At 42.3% G+C, this 19,264-nt stretch carries 18 protein-coding genes; 9 read left to right on the top strand and 9 right to left on the bottom strand.

The window, feature by feature from the left end; genetic code table 11:
* Window positions 1-8: 8 nt before the first annotated feature.
* The 3 genes from MMAH_RS03015 to MMAH_RS03005 all read right to left on the bottom strand — a co-directional run bounded on the left by MMAH_RS03015 (window position 9) and on the right by MMAH_RS03005 (window position 4,131).
* Window positions 9-617, bottom strand: a complete 609-nt coding sequence (locus MMAH_RS03015; protein ID WP_013037068.1) for a hypothetical protein — start codon at window positions 615-617, stop codon at window positions 9-11.
* 79 nt (window positions 618-696) lie between these two features.
* The gene (locus MMAH_RS03010; RefSeq protein ID WP_013037067.1) at window positions 697-966 is read right to left on the bottom strand and encodes a ferritin family protein; all 270 of its coding nucleotides are present in this window, start codon (window positions 964-966) and stop codon (window positions 697-699) included.
* A 120-nt stretch (window positions 967-1,086) separates the two neighbouring features.
* A complete protein-coding gene (locus MMAH_RS03005) occupies window positions 1,087-4,131 on the bottom strand; it encodes an FAD-binding and (Fe-S)-binding domain-containing protein (RefSeq protein ID WP_013037066.1) in 3,045 nt (1,014 codons plus the stop codon).
* A gap of 314 nt (window positions 4,132-4,445) precedes the next feature.
* Here MMAH_RS03005 and MMAH_RS03000 point away from each other — a divergent pair, with 314 nt between their 5' ends.
* The 4 genes from MMAH_RS03000 (at window position 4,446) to MMAH_RS02985 (ending at window position 9,702) form a co-directional block, all read left to right on the top strand.
* Complete coding sequence (locus tag MMAH_RS03000) at window positions 4,446-5,576, top strand: ABC transporter substrate-binding protein (RefSeq protein WP_013037065.1); 1,131 nt, start codon at window positions 4,446-4,448, stop codon at window positions 5,574-5,576.
* Between the two features lie 15 nt (window positions 5,577-5,591).
* Entirely contained in the window at window positions 5,592-6,665 is a 1,074-nt protein-coding gene (locus tag MMAH_RS02995; RefSeq protein ID WP_013037064.1) for a FecCD family ABC transporter permease, read from the top strand.
* Complete coding sequence (locus MMAH_RS02990; protein WP_013037063.1) at window positions 6,665-7,417, top strand: ABC transporter ATP-binding protein; 753 nt, start codon at window positions 6,665-6,667, stop codon at window positions 7,415-7,417. Before MMAH_RS02995 ends, MMAH_RS02990 begins: the two co-directional genes overlap by 1 nt.
* 143 nt (window positions 7,418-7,560) lie before the next feature.
* A complete protein-coding gene (locus MMAH_RS02985; protein ID WP_013037062.1) occupies window positions 7,561-9,702 on the top strand; it encodes a histidine kinase N-terminal 7TM domain-containing protein in 2,142 nt (713 codons plus the stop codon).
* Window positions 9,703-9,738: 36 nt separating this feature from the next.
* On the opposite strand, the gene MMAH_RS02980 is transcribed toward MMAH_RS02985, so the two are convergent.
* Complete coding sequence (locus MMAH_RS02980) at window positions 9,739-10,554, bottom strand: FTR1 family iron permease (RefSeq protein WP_013037061.1); 816 nt, start codon at window positions 10,552-10,554, stop codon at window positions 9,739-9,741.
* A gap of 246 nt (window positions 10,555-10,800) precedes the next feature.
* Between MMAH_RS02980 and purB the strand changes: the two genes are divergently transcribed.
* Complete coding sequence (gene purB / locus MMAH_RS02975) at window positions 10,801-12,144, top strand: adenylosuccinate lyase (RefSeq protein WP_013037060.1); 1,344 nt, start codon at window positions 10,801-10,803, stop codon at window positions 12,142-12,144.
* 8 nt (window positions 12,145-12,152) lie between these two features.
* The gene (locus MMAH_RS02970; protein ID WP_013037059.1) at window positions 12,153-12,740 is read left to right on the top strand and encodes an FmdE family protein; all 588 of its coding nucleotides are present in this window, start codon (window positions 12,153-12,155) and stop codon (window positions 12,738-12,740) included.
* A 5-nt stretch (window positions 12,741-12,745) separates the two neighbouring features.
* On the opposite strand, the gene MMAH_RS02965 is transcribed toward MMAH_RS02970, so the two are convergent.
* The 3 genes from MMAH_RS02965 to MMAH_RS02955 form a co-directional block, all read right to left on the bottom strand.
* The gene (locus tag MMAH_RS02965) at window positions 12,746-12,931 is read right to left on the bottom strand and encodes a hypothetical protein (RefSeq protein ID WP_013037058.1); all 186 of its coding nucleotides are present in this window, start codon (window positions 12,929-12,931) and stop codon (window positions 12,746-12,748) included.
* Window positions 12,932-13,017: 86 nt separating this feature from the next.
* Entirely contained in the window at window positions 13,018-15,843 is a 2,826-nt protein-coding gene (uvrA, locus tag MMAH_RS02960) for an excinuclease ABC subunit UvrA (protein WP_013037057.1), read from the bottom strand.
* A 118-nt stretch (window positions 15,844-15,961) separates the two neighbouring features.
* A complete protein-coding gene (locus MMAH_RS02955; protein ID WP_013037056.1) occupies window positions 15,962-16,165 on the bottom strand; it encodes a DUF378 domain-containing protein in 204 nt (67 codons plus the stop codon).
* 264 nt (window positions 16,166-16,429) lie between these two features.
* Here MMAH_RS02955 and MMAH_RS02950 point away from each other — a divergent pair, with 264 nt between their 5' ends.
* Genes MMAH_RS02950 through MMAH_RS10830 form a run of 3 tightly spaced genes read left to right on the top strand, consistent with a single transcriptional unit; the run spans window position 16,430 to window position 17,920 of the window.
* Entirely contained in the window at window positions 16,430-17,455 is a 1,026-nt protein-coding gene (locus tag MMAH_RS02950) for a DUF21 domain-containing protein (protein WP_013037055.1), read from the top strand.
* A gap of 37 nt (window positions 17,456-17,492) precedes the next feature.
* The gene (locus MMAH_RS02945; protein WP_013037054.1) at window positions 17,493-17,771 is read left to right on the top strand and encodes a desulfoferrodoxin family protein; all 279 of its coding nucleotides are present in this window, start codon (window positions 17,493-17,495) and stop codon (window positions 17,769-17,771) included.
* Window positions 17,681-17,920 (top strand): desulfoferrodoxin family protein, encoded by a 240-nt coding sequence (locus MMAH_RS10830; RefSeq protein WP_083774859.1) that lies wholly within the window; start codon window positions 17,681-17,683, stop codon window positions 17,918-17,920. Before MMAH_RS02945 ends, MMAH_RS10830 begins: the two co-directional genes overlap by 91 nt.
* A gap of 27 nt (window positions 17,921-17,947) precedes the next feature.
* Here the strand turns inward: MMAH_RS10830 and MMAH_RS02940 are convergent, their stop codons facing one another.
* Together MMAH_RS02940 and MMAH_RS02935 are read right to left on the bottom strand one after the other, a co-directional pair.
* Window positions 17,948-18,244 (bottom strand): carboxymuconolactone decarboxylase family protein, encoded by a 297-nt coding sequence (locus MMAH_RS02940; RefSeq protein ID WP_013037053.1) that lies wholly within the window; start codon window positions 18,242-18,244, stop codon window positions 17,948-17,950.
* An 83-nt stretch (window positions 18,245-18,327) separates the two neighbouring features.
* Window positions 18,328-19,170 (bottom strand): TatD family hydrolase, encoded by an 843-nt coding sequence (locus MMAH_RS02935; protein WP_013037052.1) that lies wholly within the window; start codon window positions 19,168-19,170, stop codon window positions 18,328-18,330.
* Window positions 19,171-19,264: the final 94 nt, after the last annotated feature.

The raw sequence follows: 19,264 nt of genomic DNA, 5'->3' as shown, positions 1-19,264 counted from the left end.
TTATCAAATCACAAATCATCACTGAATGCTTTTTCGACTACACCGGCTGCTATATTTTCAGCAAGATGGCGTCTATAGTAGGGATAAGTTACAAGACCCTTTGTAGTATCATTTAAGGTGAGTTGTCCATGTCGCAATAACTGATAACCATCCATAGAAGAAAAGACAACCGGCTTATCAAAATCATCGATCAGCATATCCAGATATTCCATGTTGCCTGTGTGGGAATAAACAAAATCCACATCCATAGTTGCAGTTGAGTAAAAAGGATTGTAGAAAATATCTGATTTATTTACAACAACAGCAAGTGCAGTACTGTCATAAATTACCGGTTCCATTGAAACAGTTTCCACTTTAAATCCTTTCTTTTCAACAAGGTCTGCAACCTCATCTTCAAGAATTACAGAAAATCCATTCTCACCTTTTAAATCAAGGTAAACAACACCTGTTGGAGCCGGAGCGGATGAATTGGGTTGAGAGAATGAATAGCCACTTATCTTTTGATCAACTCCTGTATTTGAAGTGGAAACACCGGCATCCACAAACGCCAGAAATAACGCAAATATAACAAACGCGACAATTGAAACTATCAGAATATGATTATTTTTTAGATTCATAATTGATCACAGGGTCCCCTACCCACCTCTAACATCAAAATAAACAGCGTCAAATATATAAATTTTATCCGAAAAAGAATCATCTATGAGCAAGGGAATAATCTGCCATTATTTCCAGATACTCCTGGTCATATTCAAGTAAAACAGATTGAAACATTGCAATATGAAGTTTTTCTTCCCTGGCTATATCCAGAAGGATTGCACGAAGATTCTCATCTTTTGTCAAGCCTGCCATCTGTTCATAGATATTAACAGCATCGAATTCTGCGATTATAGCTGCCCTTAATACCTCTTTATCGATATTTTCAGGATCTAGTTCTTCAAGTATTGCAGGAATTTCCGATAACAACTTTCAGCCCCTATAAAAGACAAGTGTTCATTTTATAAATAATATAAGGAAACACAGTTAACAGCACAATGGAAGCAGGAAAATAGAAAATGACACCCCATTACAGGGGTGTATCTACTCTTAGTTCTGCTTGATGTATTCTATCATCCGGGGTGTCAAAAGCGGTGCAATCTGTGGGAGCATGTTGGGCATCAGATTCTCCATTGCTTTTGGCATCAGGTCCGGGAGCTGTTCTTCCATGTAGTCGGGCATCTGGACATGACGGGTAACTGCTTCAAGCATATCCGGCATGACCTTCGGCATCAGGGAAGGCAGAAGCATCGGCATCATTCTGGGCATCATCGGCGCCATTAGTTTATCCATTCCCGGTACATATTTGACCGTTTTCATCATTCCCCTCATATACGAAGGCATGGCTGCCATCATCTGTGGCATCAGTTCCATCATCAGATTGGTCATGTTCTCAGGTTTCATAAGATAGATCATCTGCTCAAAGACAGCCCAGCCCGCCAGAGCATCATTTGTAGTATCCGCAATATCATACCCCATACTACGTGCCACGGTTGCACCCAGATCCTGCACATCCACAGGGATATTGCTCTTCTGTGCAGACACACGCAGCTGCACCTGACAGCATGGACAGGCAGCAAGCATAACATCGGCACCCACGGCTTCGGCTTCTTTCAGCCGCAAACCACCGATTACATTGGCAACATCCGGCTCGGCCACCAGCGTTAATACTGAACCACAACAGTGTCCGTTTTCCCTGTTATGCTCCATCTCACGGAATTCAACACCGGGAATAGCTTTTGCAAGCTTTCTGGGAGGGTCATAGATACCTCCGGCACGCCCCATATGGCAGGCATCATGGATTGTAACGGTCTTTTCAAGTGGAACCTTGAGTTTGGGTCCAATTATATCCATCCTTTCAGCAAGTACTTCGGAATAGTGCTTGACCTCGAAATCATAATCAATTCCCAGTTTTTCGGCCCACTGACGGTAATAGGTGTGCCACACAAACCAGCATGCAGGACAGGAAGTAATTACGGTTTTGACACCTTTTTTCTTCATGTTGCCCACATTCATTTTCATGATGTTTTCGAAAACATCCCACTTCCCGGCTGTAAGCATAGGAATACCACAGCAGGATTCTTCCTTACCCAGAATCGTAAAATTAATTCCGGCATCTGAAAGCATTCGAGCAGATGCTTCTGCGATATCTTTTTCCACAAAAGAAGCCGTACAACCTGCAAAATAGGCATAATCGGCCTTTTCCTTGATTTTGGGTTTGAGGTCCTCAGGAACCCACTCGTCCCTGCCCTGACGGTATTCCGCCCAGATATTACGTTCCTTGTTCAGACTCTGAGCCATAATCTCAAATGGTGGGAAAGTCATTTTGCCACGCTGCTGCACAAGGTTTTCCCTCAGACGCAGCCATGAATTCTCAATCGGCAGATCAAGCTGACACCGCACATCACACAATTCACAGGTGGTACATGCAAGGAAAGTATCTGTTTGTTCCTGATTTATCTCATCCCTTCCAGCCAGGTATTCTTTGATAAAGAACCATTTACCCCTGGGAGATTGGGATTCCCATCCACGCCCGTAATACTGATCACATTCGTTTACACAATAGCCGCACTGTGCACATGTATATGCATGGGAAATAATGTCACCGGGAATATTTTTCTGGTCTTTGAAGTCAGTCCTATCTACTCCCGACATGTTACCCACAAGGCGCATCAGAGGTTCCATTTTACCTGCCATGGAAAGCGCGGAAGTGAATAATCCCCTGCCGGTAAATGTCTCGGGATTCATGATATCGTAAGGGTCAAGCTCCTTTTTGACACCCATCAATTGCTTGAGCCTTTCACCGTAAACTTTCTCAGCCTGATCAGCAAAGTAGAGACCAGAAGCATACATCCTGCCTCCGTTATCTTCAGCGATCCTGATGATGCTAAGACCCAGGGAGAATGCCATATTGAACTTGAAAGATCTCTCTGAATGAGGAATGAAACAAAGAAGTACTACTTCGCCGTCCCGGGAAACCATCCCTTCGATCAATACAGGCAGTGATATTTTTTCATTGATTTCATCGATTACCTTACTTACCTTGTCCTGTGGCACTACTACCTCTGCGGGAATAAAAGAGGGTCCAAGCCTTTTGACTTTCATCGTCCTGAACCATTCACCGGTTTCATGTTTTGAAATTTGCTCAGGAAGGATAGAACCACCTGCTTCTTTGATGGCATTTTCAAGACCATCTACATCCCTGTTATCCGGATAGAAGAAGTTACATATATAGGATTCAGGTAAATCGGTATCCTCCAGTACTATGGGTTCACCGTGGTGCAATTTTTGAGGAGCACGATTTTTCATGTCCGCAAACCCCGGATTAATAAATGATATGGACCAGAGCGCAATGTTGCGTTTAGCGATCAATTGCAGAGCCTTTTGTAAAGCAGCAGGAGTCTCAAAACTTGCAGAAACTGCTTTTGTTTGCCTGTGTGGTCGTATCTTGAGCGTGACCTGTGTAATTATACCAAGTGCACCCAGATTGCCTGCAATCTTTTGCAGATCAGTTCCTTCAAACTCACGAACCTCACCACCGGGAGTGATCAGTCGTGCGGAAAGCATTGTGTCCTGTGACCAACCGTACTCATAACTCCCGTAACCCAGACCGTTCTGCCCGAGCCAACCCCCAACTGTTGCTGCCGGTGCACTTGAAGGAAGGGCACAGACGGAAAGATCAACATGGTTCAGTTTGGATTCAAGTTTTTCCCAGACGATTCCCGCCCCGACTGTTGCTGTCAGATTCTCCCTGTCAATATCATATATATGGTTTAACCGGCCAACATCAGCAATGATTCCTCCCTTTGTAGGAATCACACCCCCATAGCCCGATGTTGCTCCAGCCCTGGGAACCACAGGTACTGAATAACGAGAAGCAAAATCCATAAGTTTTATTACATCTTCCTCATTCTTGAGTTTAACAATAGCAGCAGGTTCCGCTTTTCCAAGGAGTTTTTTTGCCATGGAAGGCAAAGCTCCTACATCATGATTATAGAAATGACGTTCCCTGCGACTTAAGTTGACCCTACTGCCAAAGATATCGGTTAATTCTTTCTTCTGCTGCTCTGAAAACTCAAAGACCTGTTGTGACATACTATACCCTCCGTTTGTAGCTGGATTTATATAATATATAAAATGGCAATGTTATTTAATGGTTGTGGATAGATAATACACAATCCCACAAATCACTTATTTATTGAGTGTTAACAGTGTTTTAAACATAACCTCTTTTCATACTCAATAGATATTTATAGAATTAAATAATACGAAAGCAAAAAAAGTAACACTAAATGCAACTCAGTTGTATTTATTTCTGATATATATGCGGTTAAGGTGATTGTGTGAATGAAATGAAAATATTATTTTTATTACTAATCATTGGAATATGTCTTTCTGCAAGTGGATGTATGGATTCCTCTGAAACTCAAAACGAAAAGGCCGATACATCTACCGATGAAAAAACAATTACTGTAACCGATTCTTATGGCAGGGAGGTGACAGTCCCCTATGAGATTGAACATACTATCTGCATAGGAGCTGGTACATTACGCTATCTATCCTATCTGGGTGAACAGGGTACAATAGTTGGAGTTGAAGATATAGAACAATGGGAAGAATCTGTTGAGGCCCCGGAGAGGCCATACAGGATAGCAAATCCCCAATTCGGAGATTCTGAAAAATATCCCTTTATAGGTGCTTTCAGGGGTAAATATGATGCAGAATCCATCCTGACCCTCAGCCCTGCTCCGGATGTCATATTCTATAGTTATTCCAATGCCGAGGATGCAGATAAACTGTCCTCTGATGTAGGAATACCAGTAGTTGGTCTGAACGATGGAAACACCGGCGATGAAAACATGAAGCAATCCCTCCGGATCATGGGTCAGGTAATGGACAGGGAACAAAGAGCCAGCGAAGTAATAACCTTCTTTGAAGAAGAAATTGCCGAACTCAATGAAAGAACTAAGGACGAGGAGACTGTCAATGCTTATATAGCTGGAGTCAGTTACCGCGGCTCACATGGCATCCTTTCTACCCAGCCGGATTATCCACCCTTTGAATATGTCAATGTAAACAATGTCGGTTCCAGTGTTTCAAAGACAGGGGACTGGGAAGGTTATCAGATAGGAGATGATGCACTTTTCCAGTGGGATTCCAATCCAGGTATCGATTATATTTTCATAGATCTTGGAACCTATGATTTTTCGGAGAATGGTAATACTCATACCAATGAAAAATATGGAATCGAATCATTTGCTACGGGTGGCGTTTATGCTGAGCTGGATGCAGCAAAGGCCGGCAGACTTTATGGAGTGATACCATACAACTGGTACAGCACAAACCATGGAAATGTGCTTGCAGATGCATGGTATGTAGGAAAAGTTGTTTATCCGTCAAAATTCGAGGATACAAATCCACAGGAAAAAGCAAATGAAATATATTCATTCCTCTATGCTGAATCGCCTGAAAATGAGGATATCTACGAAACTATGACTGACAATTTCGGCCATGGGTTTGGACAGATCTCTTTCGAATGATCCAAAGGACTTAACATGGAATATTACAGCCAAAAATATGAGGATGAAAGCGGGACACTTCCTGAAGAATACCGCAGTTACATTGGGAAAAAGATATCTTTTATCCTCATTTCTATATTTTTGACTGGAGGTATATTCCTGTACTCCCTTTCTGTAGGGAATGCTGAATTAGCAATTACTGACATAATCCGCACGATACTTGGAATTCCAACTGAATTGACACATTCCAAATCAGTTATCTGGAACCTGAGAATACCCCGTGCTATTGCTGCAATAATTGCGGGTATCGCTCTTTCCATATCAGGGGTCGTATTGCAATCCATCCTGCGCAATCCCCTCGGGTCGCCTTACACACTGGGAATATCCCATGCAGCAGCTTTTGGAGCCACCCTTTCGATCCTGGCAGGTACACGCAACTGGCTGCCGATGCTGGATATACCTTATATGACAACGCTTTCAGCTTTTGCCTTTTCCCTGATATCGACTTTAACAATTCTGGCAATTGCAAAATACAAAAATGCAACTCCAGAAGTTCTTATACTTGTTGGGGTTGCATTGAGTTCATTGCTTACTGCTGCCACTATGTTGTTACAGTTTTTTGCAGATGACTCGGAACTGCCGGAAATAGTATTCTGGACATTCGGAGATCTTGGGAGGGCTTACTGGGAAAGTATCTACATAATGGGATTTATCACACTGCTATCCTCAGCCTATTTCCTGTATAATCGCTGGAACTATAATGCGATTGATGCAGGAGATGAGGTTGCCAGGGGGCTAGGGGTCAATGTTGACAGGGTTCGCCTGATAGGCATGCTTGTGGCATCACTGGCAACAGCAGCAGCTGTATCATTCCTGGGAATAATAGGATTTGTTGGACTGGTGTGCCCACATATCGCCCGCCGGTTTGTAGGAGATGACCAGCGCTTCTTGATACCTTCTGCATGTATTGTAGGGGCAGTGCTCCTGCTTGCTTCTGATGTTGCAGCACGCCTGATTATTGCACCCTATGTCCTCCCTGTGGGAATAATTACTGCATTCATGGGAGCACCTTTGTTCCTGTACCTGCTTATCAGGGGGTATAGTCACTAATGCTGAAGATAAGGCAACTTCATTTCGATTATAAAAAAAGAGAAGTACTCAGGGAAATTGAATTTGACCTCAAGCCAGGGGAAGTACTGACAATTCTGGGACCTAATGGTGTAGGGAAAACCACTTTGCTTCGCTGTATCAACACAATTCTTGCTCCAAAGTCCGGAAGTATAATTGTAGAAGGAGAAAATGTTCTGGAACTTCCCCGCATAGAAATCGCAAAAAGGCTCGGCTATGTTCCACAGAATACAGAACCCAGTCGCCTGACAGCATTTGATGCAATTTTACTGGGAAGGAAACCTCATATCGAATGGGGCATGAAGAAAAAAGACATAAAAATTACCCGCCAGGTGATATCGGATATGGGGATGGAAGAACTTGCATTGCGCTACATAGATGAGATGAGTGGTGGTGAATTGCAAAAAGTAAGTCTTGCCAGGGCACTGGTACAGGAGCCCCGAATACTCCTGCTTGATGAACCCACAAGCAGCCTGGATCTGAAAAATCAATTGGGAATACTTAATACTGTTGTGGAAGTTTCCAGAAAAGAACACGTTTCAGCAGTAATCACCATGCATGATATCAACATGGCAATTCGGTTTTCGGATCGATATGTCCTTATTAAGGATGGAGAAGTATTTGCACATGGCAAGGAAGAAGTAATTACACCTGAAAATATCGAAGCTGTGTATGGAGTCAAAGTGACTATTGGAGAAGTCAATGGCTACAGGGTAATCGTGCCTGTTGAATAAGATTCACATCTGTTCCTATCTACTATGTAAGTTCTATATATAATAGTAGTAATATATAAGTAAAATGGATGATTATTTTTTAATCATAAATACATTACAGGCTGCTTATATCCCTTCAATGAGGTGTGGCTATCACTTTACAAATGACTCCCTACGCTCTAATATTGTTGGCATCAACGATCATATCCGTTTTTGTAGCATTGACAGTGTGGTATAGACGCACCTCTACCGGAGGGACCACCCTTTTTCTTCTGATGCTTGCAATTATAGAATGGCAACTTTGCGGAGCTTTGGAATCTATTGTTACAGAGATACCTGCAAAAATCTTCTGGTCGAAGGTTTGTTACATAGGAGCACTGGCTACACCTTTGTTGTTGTTTGTTTTTGCAATTCAATATACAAAAATGGAAAAATGGCTTACCCGAAAAAACATTGCTTTGCTTTGCATGATACCAGCTGTCATATTCATCCTTACATTAACCAACGAATGGCATAGCCTGATATGGACAAGTTATACACCCGCTCCAAAACCTGCAATCAATACCATTATTTACGGTCATGGACCGGGATTCTGGGTAATGATAGCATACAACTACCTGATATTGCTAGTTGCCACACTGATATTATTGTTTTCAGGAAAAACTTCCAGAAAAATCTATCGTCAACAGTTAGAATTGATTATTGTTGCTCTTGTATTTCCGTGGACAGGAAATATCTTATACCTACTAGATATGGGACCTTTCCCCGGACAGGACCTTACAATCGTAGGATTCACCCTGACAGGGCTTGTACTTTCATTCAACCTCCACCAATTCAAATTCCTTGACCTGGTCCCCATGGCTCGCGATCGGTTAATGGAAAAGATGAATGACGGAATTATAGTTGTTGACAATAAAGAACGCATAGTGGACATAAACCCTGCAGCAAAAGAGATATTCAGCAATAAGCCAGAAAAATTACTCGGTAAAAACATAGGACAACTGTTTCCTGACCTGAAGAGTACAGTCGGGAAAAATGACCTGTGCGGGAATGTATACAGAGAGCAGGAGATATGGAGAAATGAAGTGAAAAACACCTATAATATCCATATTACTCCACTGGCTGATGAACAAGGAAACCCTTTAGGGAAACTTATTTTGTTACATAATATATCAGAACTGAAGAAAACTGAAGAGATACTGCGTGAAAGTGAAGAAAAATATCGTGCAATAGTAAGCAATACTCATGAGATGGTCTACATCTATTGCGGAGAACGGTTTCTGTTTGTAAATGATAGAATCTGTGAAGTTACAGGTTATACAAGAGAGGAAATCGACAGTATGAAAGTGCTTGACCTTGTGCACCCTGAGGAAAAGGAAAAAATCAGGCAAATCATGCAAAAAAGGGCTGATTGCAAGGATGCACCTGCAACTTTTGAAACCTGTATAGTTACCAAAAAAGGGAGAAAAAGGAATGTAGAAATTGCAATAAGCAATATTACATATGAAGGAGAGTATGCATCACTTGGCTCAGCCAGGGATATTACTGAAAGGAAAGAAAACGAAAATGCCCTCATACAGGCAAAAATGAAAGCAGAAGTAGCAGACCGCACTAAATCCGAGTTCATGACCACCATGAGCCATGAACTCAGAACACCCCTGAATTCAATAATCGGTTTTTCTCAAATGCTTCTTGAAGTTCCCGGCAGTGAACTTACCAATGCCCACCACAAATATGTATCTAACATCCTAAAAAGTGGGAAAAGTCTCTTACACCTCATCAATGACATATTGGATATTTCGAAAGTTGAAGCAGGGAAAAAAGAGGTTGAAGCAGAATTTTTTGACATTCACAAAGCACTCTATGATGTGGAGATGCTAATACGTCCTCTGGCCTCAAAGAAAAACATAGACATCATTGTTGATTATGAAAATGCAAATAATTTGCTCTATGCGGACGTAATCATGTTCAAACAGGTCATGTACAATATTCTCAACAATGCAACCAAATTCACTGCAGAAAAAGGAAAAGTATTTGTTACAGCCAAGTCCGGAGAAAAAGAGACAAGTATATCGGTAAAAGATAATGGAATCGGCATAGCTGAAGATAAAAAAGAAATGGTCTTTGAACCATTCAAGCAAATTGATTCTGCAAAAAACAGAAGATATGAGGGTACAGGCCTGGGTTTGGCTCTTGTAAGAAGTTACGTGGAAATGCATGGAGGAAACGTGTGGGTCGAAAGTGAAGAAGGAAAGGGCAGCACGTTTATTTTCACAATTCCACAACAGGATATTCCCGATAAATAAAAACATATATTCCAGATAGAATATATGTTTACAACATTATGTCGTCTGCACAATATCGGTTATTCTCTTTGAATTCAAACCTTTTATGCCAATACCAAGTGCTACATAGTAACCTATGTATGAAGCTACCTCCAGCAATGAAGGGTTTCCATTATACCCGAACAAGGACTTCAGCAATGACCCTGCAATTCCATCTTCACTCAATATGTGGTTAATATCCCACAGATGTTCATTGAATATCGGAATGAAAGCCGCTTCCTGAAGCTCATGGATACCATGGGCAGTGAGTCCTGCAGCAAAGAGTATCAGGAAAACACTGGTAAGATTGAAAAACATACCCAGATTCAGGTGGTATGAGGATTTGAATACCAGATACGCTATGACCGCAGAAGCAGCCAATCCCAGCAAACCGCCATACAGAACGGTACTTGTTTCTGTGTTCATTGCCGCAGCACCCATAAAGAGTACTGTTTCAATACCCTCTCTGAATACAGACACAAAAGCCAGACCCATCAAGCCATATTCCGTTTTGGAATCTACATTCTTGCGTATATTTGCAGATATATTGCTGCTTTCTTTGAGCATCCATATGATCATTGAAGTGAGCACAAGAGCTGCGAGCAACATCACTATTCCTTCGAAAAGTGCCTCATTCCTGCCTTCAAATTCAATTGAAAGGACATTGAAGACCACTGCAGCCATCAAACTGGCAAGAATGCCAAGGCCCAAACCGGCATATACATACTTATTCAAATAAACTCTGTTTGTTTGTACCAGATAACCCAGAATAACTCCTACAATCAAAAGAGCTTCCAGGCCTTCCCTGAATGTAATCATAAAACTTTCCAGCATGTTTGTTCTCCTGTAATATTTAGGTACTCCTAATTAACGTTGTGAACTATATAAAAGTTAGGGTTTCCGTAAATATAACAGGTATCAAAATCGAAACTTAGAAATGCAGACCATAAATTCAGCCATTTAAACTTCAGATCAATATCAAAGAATTAATGTTACAAACCCAAACATAATTATAATTAAAAACAATCTGTATGCCATTGTAATTAATGCACTGATCCAATTCACAAAAGGAGAAAATAAATGGCCATCCATCCCATAGAATACCGATACGGAACCGAGGAAATGAAACATGTCTGGAGTGAGGAAAACCGCCTTAAATGCGTCATGAAAGCAGAGGCAGCCCTTGCAAAAGCAGAAGCTTATGTGGGGTTAATCCCTGAAGATGCTGCCAATATAATAGAACAAAGCATTGAAAATGTGGAACTCAAAAGGGTCAAAGAAATCGAAGATGAAATCCATCATGACATGATGGCAGTTGTGCTTGCCATCTCCGAAAAATGTGAAGAGGATGCCAGTAAATGGGTCCATTTCGGTGCAACATCAAATGATATGCTGGATACAGCCACAGGCCTTCAGATAAAGGACGCTATTGGAGTAATGGAACCCAAAATCAGGCAACTACTGGAAGTACTCCTGCGCCAGGCTGAGCAACACAAAGAAACTGTATGTGCGGGCAGAACCCACGGACAGATCGGTGTACCAACAACCTACGGGCTGCGTTTTGCAATCTGGGCAGCCGAGATTGGCAGGCATATCGAGAGACTTGAACAGCTCAAACCCAGGGTAGAGGTCGGCCAGATGACCGGGGCTGTAGGCACCCAGGCTGCTTTTGGTGAAAAGGGTATTGAAATCCAGAAAAAAGCGATGGAATATCTTGGGATCACAGGTGTGGATGTCTCCAACCAGATCATCCAGAGGGACCGTCATGCGGAATTTGTCATGTGGATGGCAAATGTCGTAACAACACTGGATAAAATTGGTGTTGAATTGAGAACACTGCAGAGAAGTGAACTTGCAGAAGTAGAGGAGAGTTTCGGCAAAAAACAGGTAGGTTCCTCTACAATGCCCCATAAACGTAACCCCATCAAATCCGAACAGATCTGCGGACTTGCAAGAATTGTACGCTCTATGATTGAACCTGAACTTATGAATAACACATTATGGGATGAGAGAGACCTTACAAACTCTTCATGTGAGAGAATTGTTTTCCCTGAAACATGTGTGCTAACCGACCACATCCTGAAACTCGGCATCCGTGTGACCGATAATCTGCGCTTCTATCCGGAAAACATAAAGCGTAACCTCGAATTGCTCAAAGGACTTAATATGGGCGAAGCGGTCATGATAGAACTTGCAAAAAGAGGTGTCGGCAGACAGGAAGCCCATGAGATAGTGCGTACAGCTGCTATGCAGGCCCATGAAAGCGGAAAACACCTGCGTGAAACATTACTCGCAAACAAGGAAGTATCCGGCTATCTTAATGAAGAGGATGTCGAGAAACTTGTTGATCCTTACCGATATACCGGTACCGCTGTTAGACAAGTTGAAATTACAGTTGATAAATTAAGAAAACAATACCTTTGAGGAATTTAATGGAAATAGAAGACGCAATAAAATTTCACGGCCATCTATGTCCCGGATTGTCCCTGGGATTCAGGGTCGCAAAAGCAGCAGAGGAACATTTCAAAAACAAAAGGGCAGAAGACGAAGAGCTCGTGTGCATAGTCGAAAACAAGTCATGCTCTGTGGATGCCATACAGGTGGTCAATGGATGCACCTTTGGTAAAGGTAATCTGGTATACCGTGATCTCGGAAAACATGTATACACTTTCTTCAACCGGGGAAATGATAAAGCTCTCAGGCTTGTTATAAAACCTGATGGGATAAAAAATGATGAAGAACATCAGAACCTGTTCCCAAAGATCAGAGAAGGCAGTGCTACAGAAGAAGAAAAGAAACGGTTCAAGCAAAAACATGAAGATAAATCCCATGAAGTCCTGAACATGCCTCTTGAAGAGATGTTCAAAATTGAGGAAATCGAAATAAAGCCGCCTGAAAAGGCAGTTATTTTCCAGACCCTCATCTGCAGCGAATGCGGCGAAGGAATGATGGAAAGCCGGGCAAGAGTTATGAACGGGAACTATTACTGCCTTCCCTGTTTTGAAAAATATGATATATGAAGGAATTAGCGATCAAGCTCTTCCTTCTCTTTTTCATTCCTTAGTATTTTGCATAATGTCTTCTTATATTCTACCTGAGTTTTAAACCTGGCCACATCAGGAGTAGGCTCCCTGCCTTCCTGATGTGACATGATGTCTCCCAGATATTCAAGGTCATTCTTGATATTCTTGCAACGGATTTTTCTTACCATACATACACCCCCGGTAAACCCGGTGACCAGTATTATTGGTCATATAAATTTTTTCCTGAAAGAAAATAAACCTTGTGCCCGAATTCTCAGGAGAGAATGTTTTTCAAAAATTCACCGGTATAGGAACCTTCGACCTTTGCCACATTTTCAGGGATGCCTTCTGCAACAACAAGTCCTCCACCTTCTCCACCTTCGGGACCAAGATCAATAATCCAATCCGCAACCTTGATAACATCCAGATTGTGCTCTATGACAATTACTGTATTCCCTCCCTCAACGAGGCGCTGGAGCACTTCAAGTAACTTCCTGACATCATCAAAATGCAACCCTGTGGTTGGTTCATCAAGGATATAGACCGTTTTACCGGTAGAACGTTTACTCAGTTCAGTAGCAAGTTTGACACGCTGGGCTTCTCCCCCGGAAAGCGTAGTTGAAGACTGGCCAAGTTTGATGTAGCCCAGACCAACGTCAAAAAGTGTCTGCAGTTTACGTTTTATTTTAGGGACATTCTCAAAAAAACCAAGAGCCTCTTCAACTGTCATATCCAGTACATCGGCTATGCTTTTGTCCTTGTAAGTTACCTCAAGGGTTTCCCTGTTGTACCTTTTGCCATGACAGACTTCACAGGGCACATAAACATCTGGCAAAAAATGCATTTCAATAGTTATTATTCCTTCGCCACCACAGGTCTCACAGCGGCCTCCACGTACATTGAAACTGAAACGACCCGGTTTATAGCCGCGAGACTTGGAAAGTTTTGTCTGGGCAAATAATTCACGTATGGGTGTGAAGAGATTGGTATAGGTAGCCGGATTGGATCTGGGAGTCCTGCCAATGGGAGATTGGTCTATTGTAATCACCTTGTCAACATTTTCAAGACCTTCGATAGCGGAATATTTTCCGGTTCTCTCCCTGGCACGATTGAGTTTGCGGGCTAACACTTTATTCAGGGTTTCATTGATAAGTGTACTTTTACCTGACCCTGAAACCCCGGTTACACATATCATTACAGAAAGAGGAAATTCCACATCAATTTCCTTGAGATTGTTTTCACCAGCTCCTATCAATTTTATGAAACCCTCAGGAGTACGCCTTTCCGACGGAACCGGAATCTTTAGTTTCCTCTCAAGGTATTTCCCTGTGAGAGAATCCGGGTTTTGCATAATTTCCAAAGGAGTTCCCTCCGCTACCAGACCACCTCCATGAATACCGGCTCCGGGACCCATATCCACAACATGATCGGCACTCATAATTGTTTCTTCGTCATGCTCCACAACAATAACGGTGTTACCGATATCACGTAAGTGTTTGAGAGTGTTGATAAGCCTGAGATTATCCCGCTGATGCAAACCAATACTCGGTTCATCCAGAATGTACAGTACCCCCATGAGGCTGGAGCCTATCTGGGTGGCAAGACGGATACGCTGGGCCTCCCCTCCGGAAAGAGTGGATGCTGAACGACTCAAAGTAAGATAATCCAGACCCACATCAACCAAAAAGCCCAACCTGGACTTGATTTCCTTCAATATCAGGCGGGCTATGGTAAATTCCCGCTGGTCCAAATGAAGTTCCAGTTTTTCAAAGAAGTGGAGACAATCCTCAATAGACATATGAGTTGTCTGGATTATATTGAACCCGTCTATGAAAACAGACAGACTGGCTGGTTTGAGCCTTTCACCTTCACAGGCAGGACATGGTTTGGTGCTTATATACCGTTTTAGCCGGTCCTTGGTATTTTCTGAATCTGTACGATTGTATATCTTGGAAATGGCAGCAATAACACCTTTAAAACGACTATTGCGTTTCCAGATCCCTCCACCTTTACCAGTATGGACCATCGGAACTTTGGTGGCCGTGCCATAGAGAATCATATTCTGGTACTGTGGCTCCAGATCTTCAAAAGGAGCATCCATAGAAAATCCGAAATGGTCAGCAAGAGACTGGAGAGACTGCATGTAATAGCCATCTTTTCTCGTACCCCACGGTTCAACTGCTCCGTCATTGAGAGACAGGGATATGTCAGGGATTATCAGGTCAGGATCGAATTCCATCGAAGTACCCAGGCCATGACATACATCACATGCTCCCTGTGGGCTGTTAAAGGAAAACATGGCAGGTTCCAGTTCTTCAAATCCAGTTCCACAATGCGGACATGCAAGTTTCTCACTGAATACGAATTCATCACCATCGACAATATCAGCTATAACAATCCCGCCACTTCTGGCAAGGGCCTGTTCCACAGAATCAGAGAGGCGCTCTTCTATTCCTTCTTTGATGGAAAGCCTGTCAACCACAATCTCGATGTTATGTTTGTTGTAGCGCCCCAGTTCCAGGGAATCAGCTTCATCGAGACGGATTATCTCCCCATCCACACGTGCACGGGAATAACCGTCAGAACGGATGTCAGCGAGAAGTTTCCTGTATTCACCTTTACGCTCCCGGACAACAGGCGCCAGGATATGAAGTTTGCTTTTTTCAGGGAATTTCATTATGTTGTCCACAATCTGGTCAACACTCTGGGGTTCGATGGCACGCCCACAATCCGGACAGTGACGAGCCCCTATACGGGCAAACAGCAATCTCAGGTAATCGTATATCTCGGTAACTGTACCCACAGTAGAGCGCGGATTCTTACTGGTAGTTTTCTGCTCGATGGAAATAGCAGGAGAGAGACCCTCAATGTATTCCACATCAGGTTTTTCCATCTGCCCCAGGAATTGCCGGGCATATGATGAAAGCGATTCAACATACCTACGCTGGCCTTCGGCATAGATAGTATCAAAAGCAAGAGATGACTTGCCCGAGCCACTTAAACCCGTGATAACAATCAATTTATCCCTGGGCAACACTACATCAATATTCTTTAAATTGTGCTCTTTGGCACCCTTTATCATTATGTTTTTGAGAGACATGTGTCCTGAAAAATTAAAAGGATTTTTTTAGGTTGGTTTGGGGAGGAGAATATTGTAGGGAAGAATTAAAGGTTTGCTATTGCCAGAAATGAGAAGTATAAAAAATAAAACCACCAAATTACTGGTGGTCTTTGCTTGCAAAGTATATCATATACAGGGCGGCAAGTCCTACAAGAATGTAGACTACACGTGCTATGGCACTATATCCAAAGATAAGTGCTACCAGATTATAGTCCTGTGATATACCAAACAATCCCCAATTCAAACCTCCAATTACTACAAGAGCAATTGCTATCCAGTCTAATGCTGTTTTCTCAGTCATATTTACCCTCACCCAAAAACCTATTTTGTATAGGCACATGAATATTACATCGAAAACTATTATAACTTTTGGGCATAGAAAACATAAAAGTTCTAATATAAAATCGAATTCAAAAATGCCCATATTATATATTTCATGTACAACAACGAAAACTATAAACTGCAACCTTATTATCTCATGTGATAGAGTGGGAACAATAATTGATTCTGTAAATGCTCAAGTAACTTTTAATATATTGTCACACAATTATAGTGGAAGCGAAATATGGAAATCATAACCTGGATTCTACTTTTATTTTTTGTCAGTCAATCGGCAATGTTTTCCGGCCTTACCATTGGACTTTTCGGATTGAGCAGAATGGGGCTGGAAACTGAAGCTGAATCTGGCAATGTTGCTGCAAAAAAAGTGCTGGAAGTCAGGCACGATTCGAACTATCTTTTAACAACCTTACTGTGGGGGAATGTCGCTGCAAACGTCATTATAACCCTATTAACAAATTCTCTAATGGGAGGGACGGCTGCCTTCCTTTTCTCCACAATTATTATTACCTGTTTTGGGGAAATTATGCCGCAAGCATATTTTACCAGAAAAGCCCTGAAAGCTGGCGCATACCTTGTACCACTTGTCAGGGTATATCAGTTGCTCCTGTTTCCGTTCGCAAAGCCCACGGCAATAATGCTTGACTGGTGGCTTGGGAAAGAGGAAATAGTATTTTTCAGGGAACGATCTCTTAAAAAGGTCCTCCAGAGGCATATACAGTCCGCAAGATCGGATATCGGAAGTGTGGAGGGACAGGGAGCTCTCAATTTTTTGACTCTGGATGATACAAAGATCACAAAGGAAGGTAACCCGATTGACCCAAAAAGTATCATTTCCCTTCCCACAAAAAACAGAAAACCGGTGTTCCCGGAATTAAAACAAACCCTTGAAGATCCGTTCCTCAAAAAAATCAGTGAATCCGGGAAAAAATGGGTAATCATCACAGATCCAGAAGGAAATCCCATACGTACACTTAACAGCGATGACCTGTTGAGAGATTTGGCCTACGGTAACATGACCATTTATCCTGAAGATTATTGTCACAGGCCTGTTATCGTAATGTCACCAAAAACCAGGCTAGAAGAAGTAATTCCAAAACTAAGGATGTATCCTGATCATGATAAGGGGGAAATTATTGATCAGGATGTCATAATCTACTGGACAGATGATGATAAAAGAATAATGACGGGTTCCGATATCCTTGCAAGATTACTCAAAGGAGTCGTCAGGAGAGTAGAAACGACATTTTAAGACTTTACTTCATAAATAAGAATAGCCGGTTGAAGATATGAACTTCGAAAACATCATTAAAGCAGAAGACACAAAATATTATGATTCCATGTCGGAAGAAAGGCACATACCATATATGGAAGTGCTCAAAAATTATGACAACAGCGGCAAGGATTATATCCATATTGTAGTCGGGGAAAATGTGAAACATCCAAATTCACTGCAGCATCAAATTCAATGGATTGAATTGTATGCACGCACTCAAATGCTGGATACGATCAAAATCGGAGGGTCAACTTCGCCCCGGGAACTTCACCTGATGCATTATTCAGACTGATATATTTTGGCAAATACAGAGAGTTCTGCGCCCTTGCATACTGCAATGTTCACGGATTATGGCAAAATTGTATTGAAATAAGAGAAGAACTCCGTTTAACAGCCGGATGCCGCAGAGAAAAATGTTTGCAGGAAGGATTCGGAGTCTAAACTTTAATAAAACTGTCACCTCAGGTTTCATTCATTTGTATTTTCAAAAATCTGATCATATTTCCGGGTCCAGTGTAACTGTGAACCTCCGGCAATAAACATTGAGACCGCAATTGCTTCTGCTATTTCGTCCTCTGTTGCACCATTGTCTTTTGCACGGGATGCATGGATTTCTACACATTTTTCACATCTCATAAGGACCGATGAGGATACAGCAATCAATTCTTTTGTCTTTGTGTCCAGAGCGCTGTCCTTGAAAAGCGATGCACGCATGTCTGCAAATGCATTTGCAGTTTCCGGTAATTTATCGATGAGAAATTTCATTAATTATCTCCTGATAGAATATAACAAACAAGAATATAGATAATTATTGCTAATGTAAACTGTACAAATCGATTTCCAGCTCTTTAAATTTCAATGTCCACTTCATACACAGCTTCGATATTTTCCTTATGAACCTTCCAGAAAACTTCTTCCCCATAGGTTTCAACAAGTTTCAGGGTTCGCCTGGGGATAGTTTTTGGCCCCAGTACTGCCCCGGGACGTTGCGGATCATCAATATAATCCGTCTCCATCATGAAACGACTACCCTGCTTAAGGGCCTCTTCAATTGCTCCTTTGCCGGCAAGTACACCGGGATAGAGGCCTATCCATTCACAGACATCCACAAGCGGAGGAGCGTAATGTTTCACAACCTTATCCAGAGGGATACCAGCACTCTTTGCCCTGCTGGCAATATCCTCCAGCTCAACTTCCCCTACACTTTCGGTATGTAGCTGGACAGCACATCCCAGGTCTTTGCCCAGGGAAAAGGCATGGGACATTATTGAGTTAGAAGCCTGCCACACCTCATCCGAAACAGGATAATGAGGACGTCCGCTTTTCAAACCCACAGCAAGGCCTTCATCCACGTATTCAGCCGCAATTTCCAGGCCGGCTTTCATAAGGGAGACGGCCTTTTCGACTTCCATTCTTTCACATAGGTTGGTGATTTCTGCCGGATGGACACCAAGAACAGGGAAACCACCAACTCCGATTTCATTAATCTGGCGGACAATATCCACCGTTTCATCAAATACAATACGGTAATCTTCTGGTTTTACAACTTCGACCCCAAGCGTCCAGGTAGGTTTGGAGACCACCATCATATGAGTTCCCCCTGCATTCCGGAATTGCTTTACGGCTTCAATTCCCTTTGCCCTGGGATCGATATGGATATGTTCATCGGTGATAGGAATATTTGAGGGCATAAATGGAATTATGCTTCCCTGTGATATAAGAATAAGTGAGAAGATGACAAGACCTTAATCTCTCTTTAATATATTCCTGCAGGCAGATAGCATA

The sequence above is a fragment of the Methanohalophilus mahii DSM 5219 genome, assembly GCF_000025865.1.
GTDB lineage: Archaea > Halobacteriota > Methanosarcinia > Methanosarcinales > Methanosarcinaceae > Methanohalophilus > Methanohalophilus mahii.
This window is presented reverse-complemented; position numbering and strand designations above follow the sequence as displayed.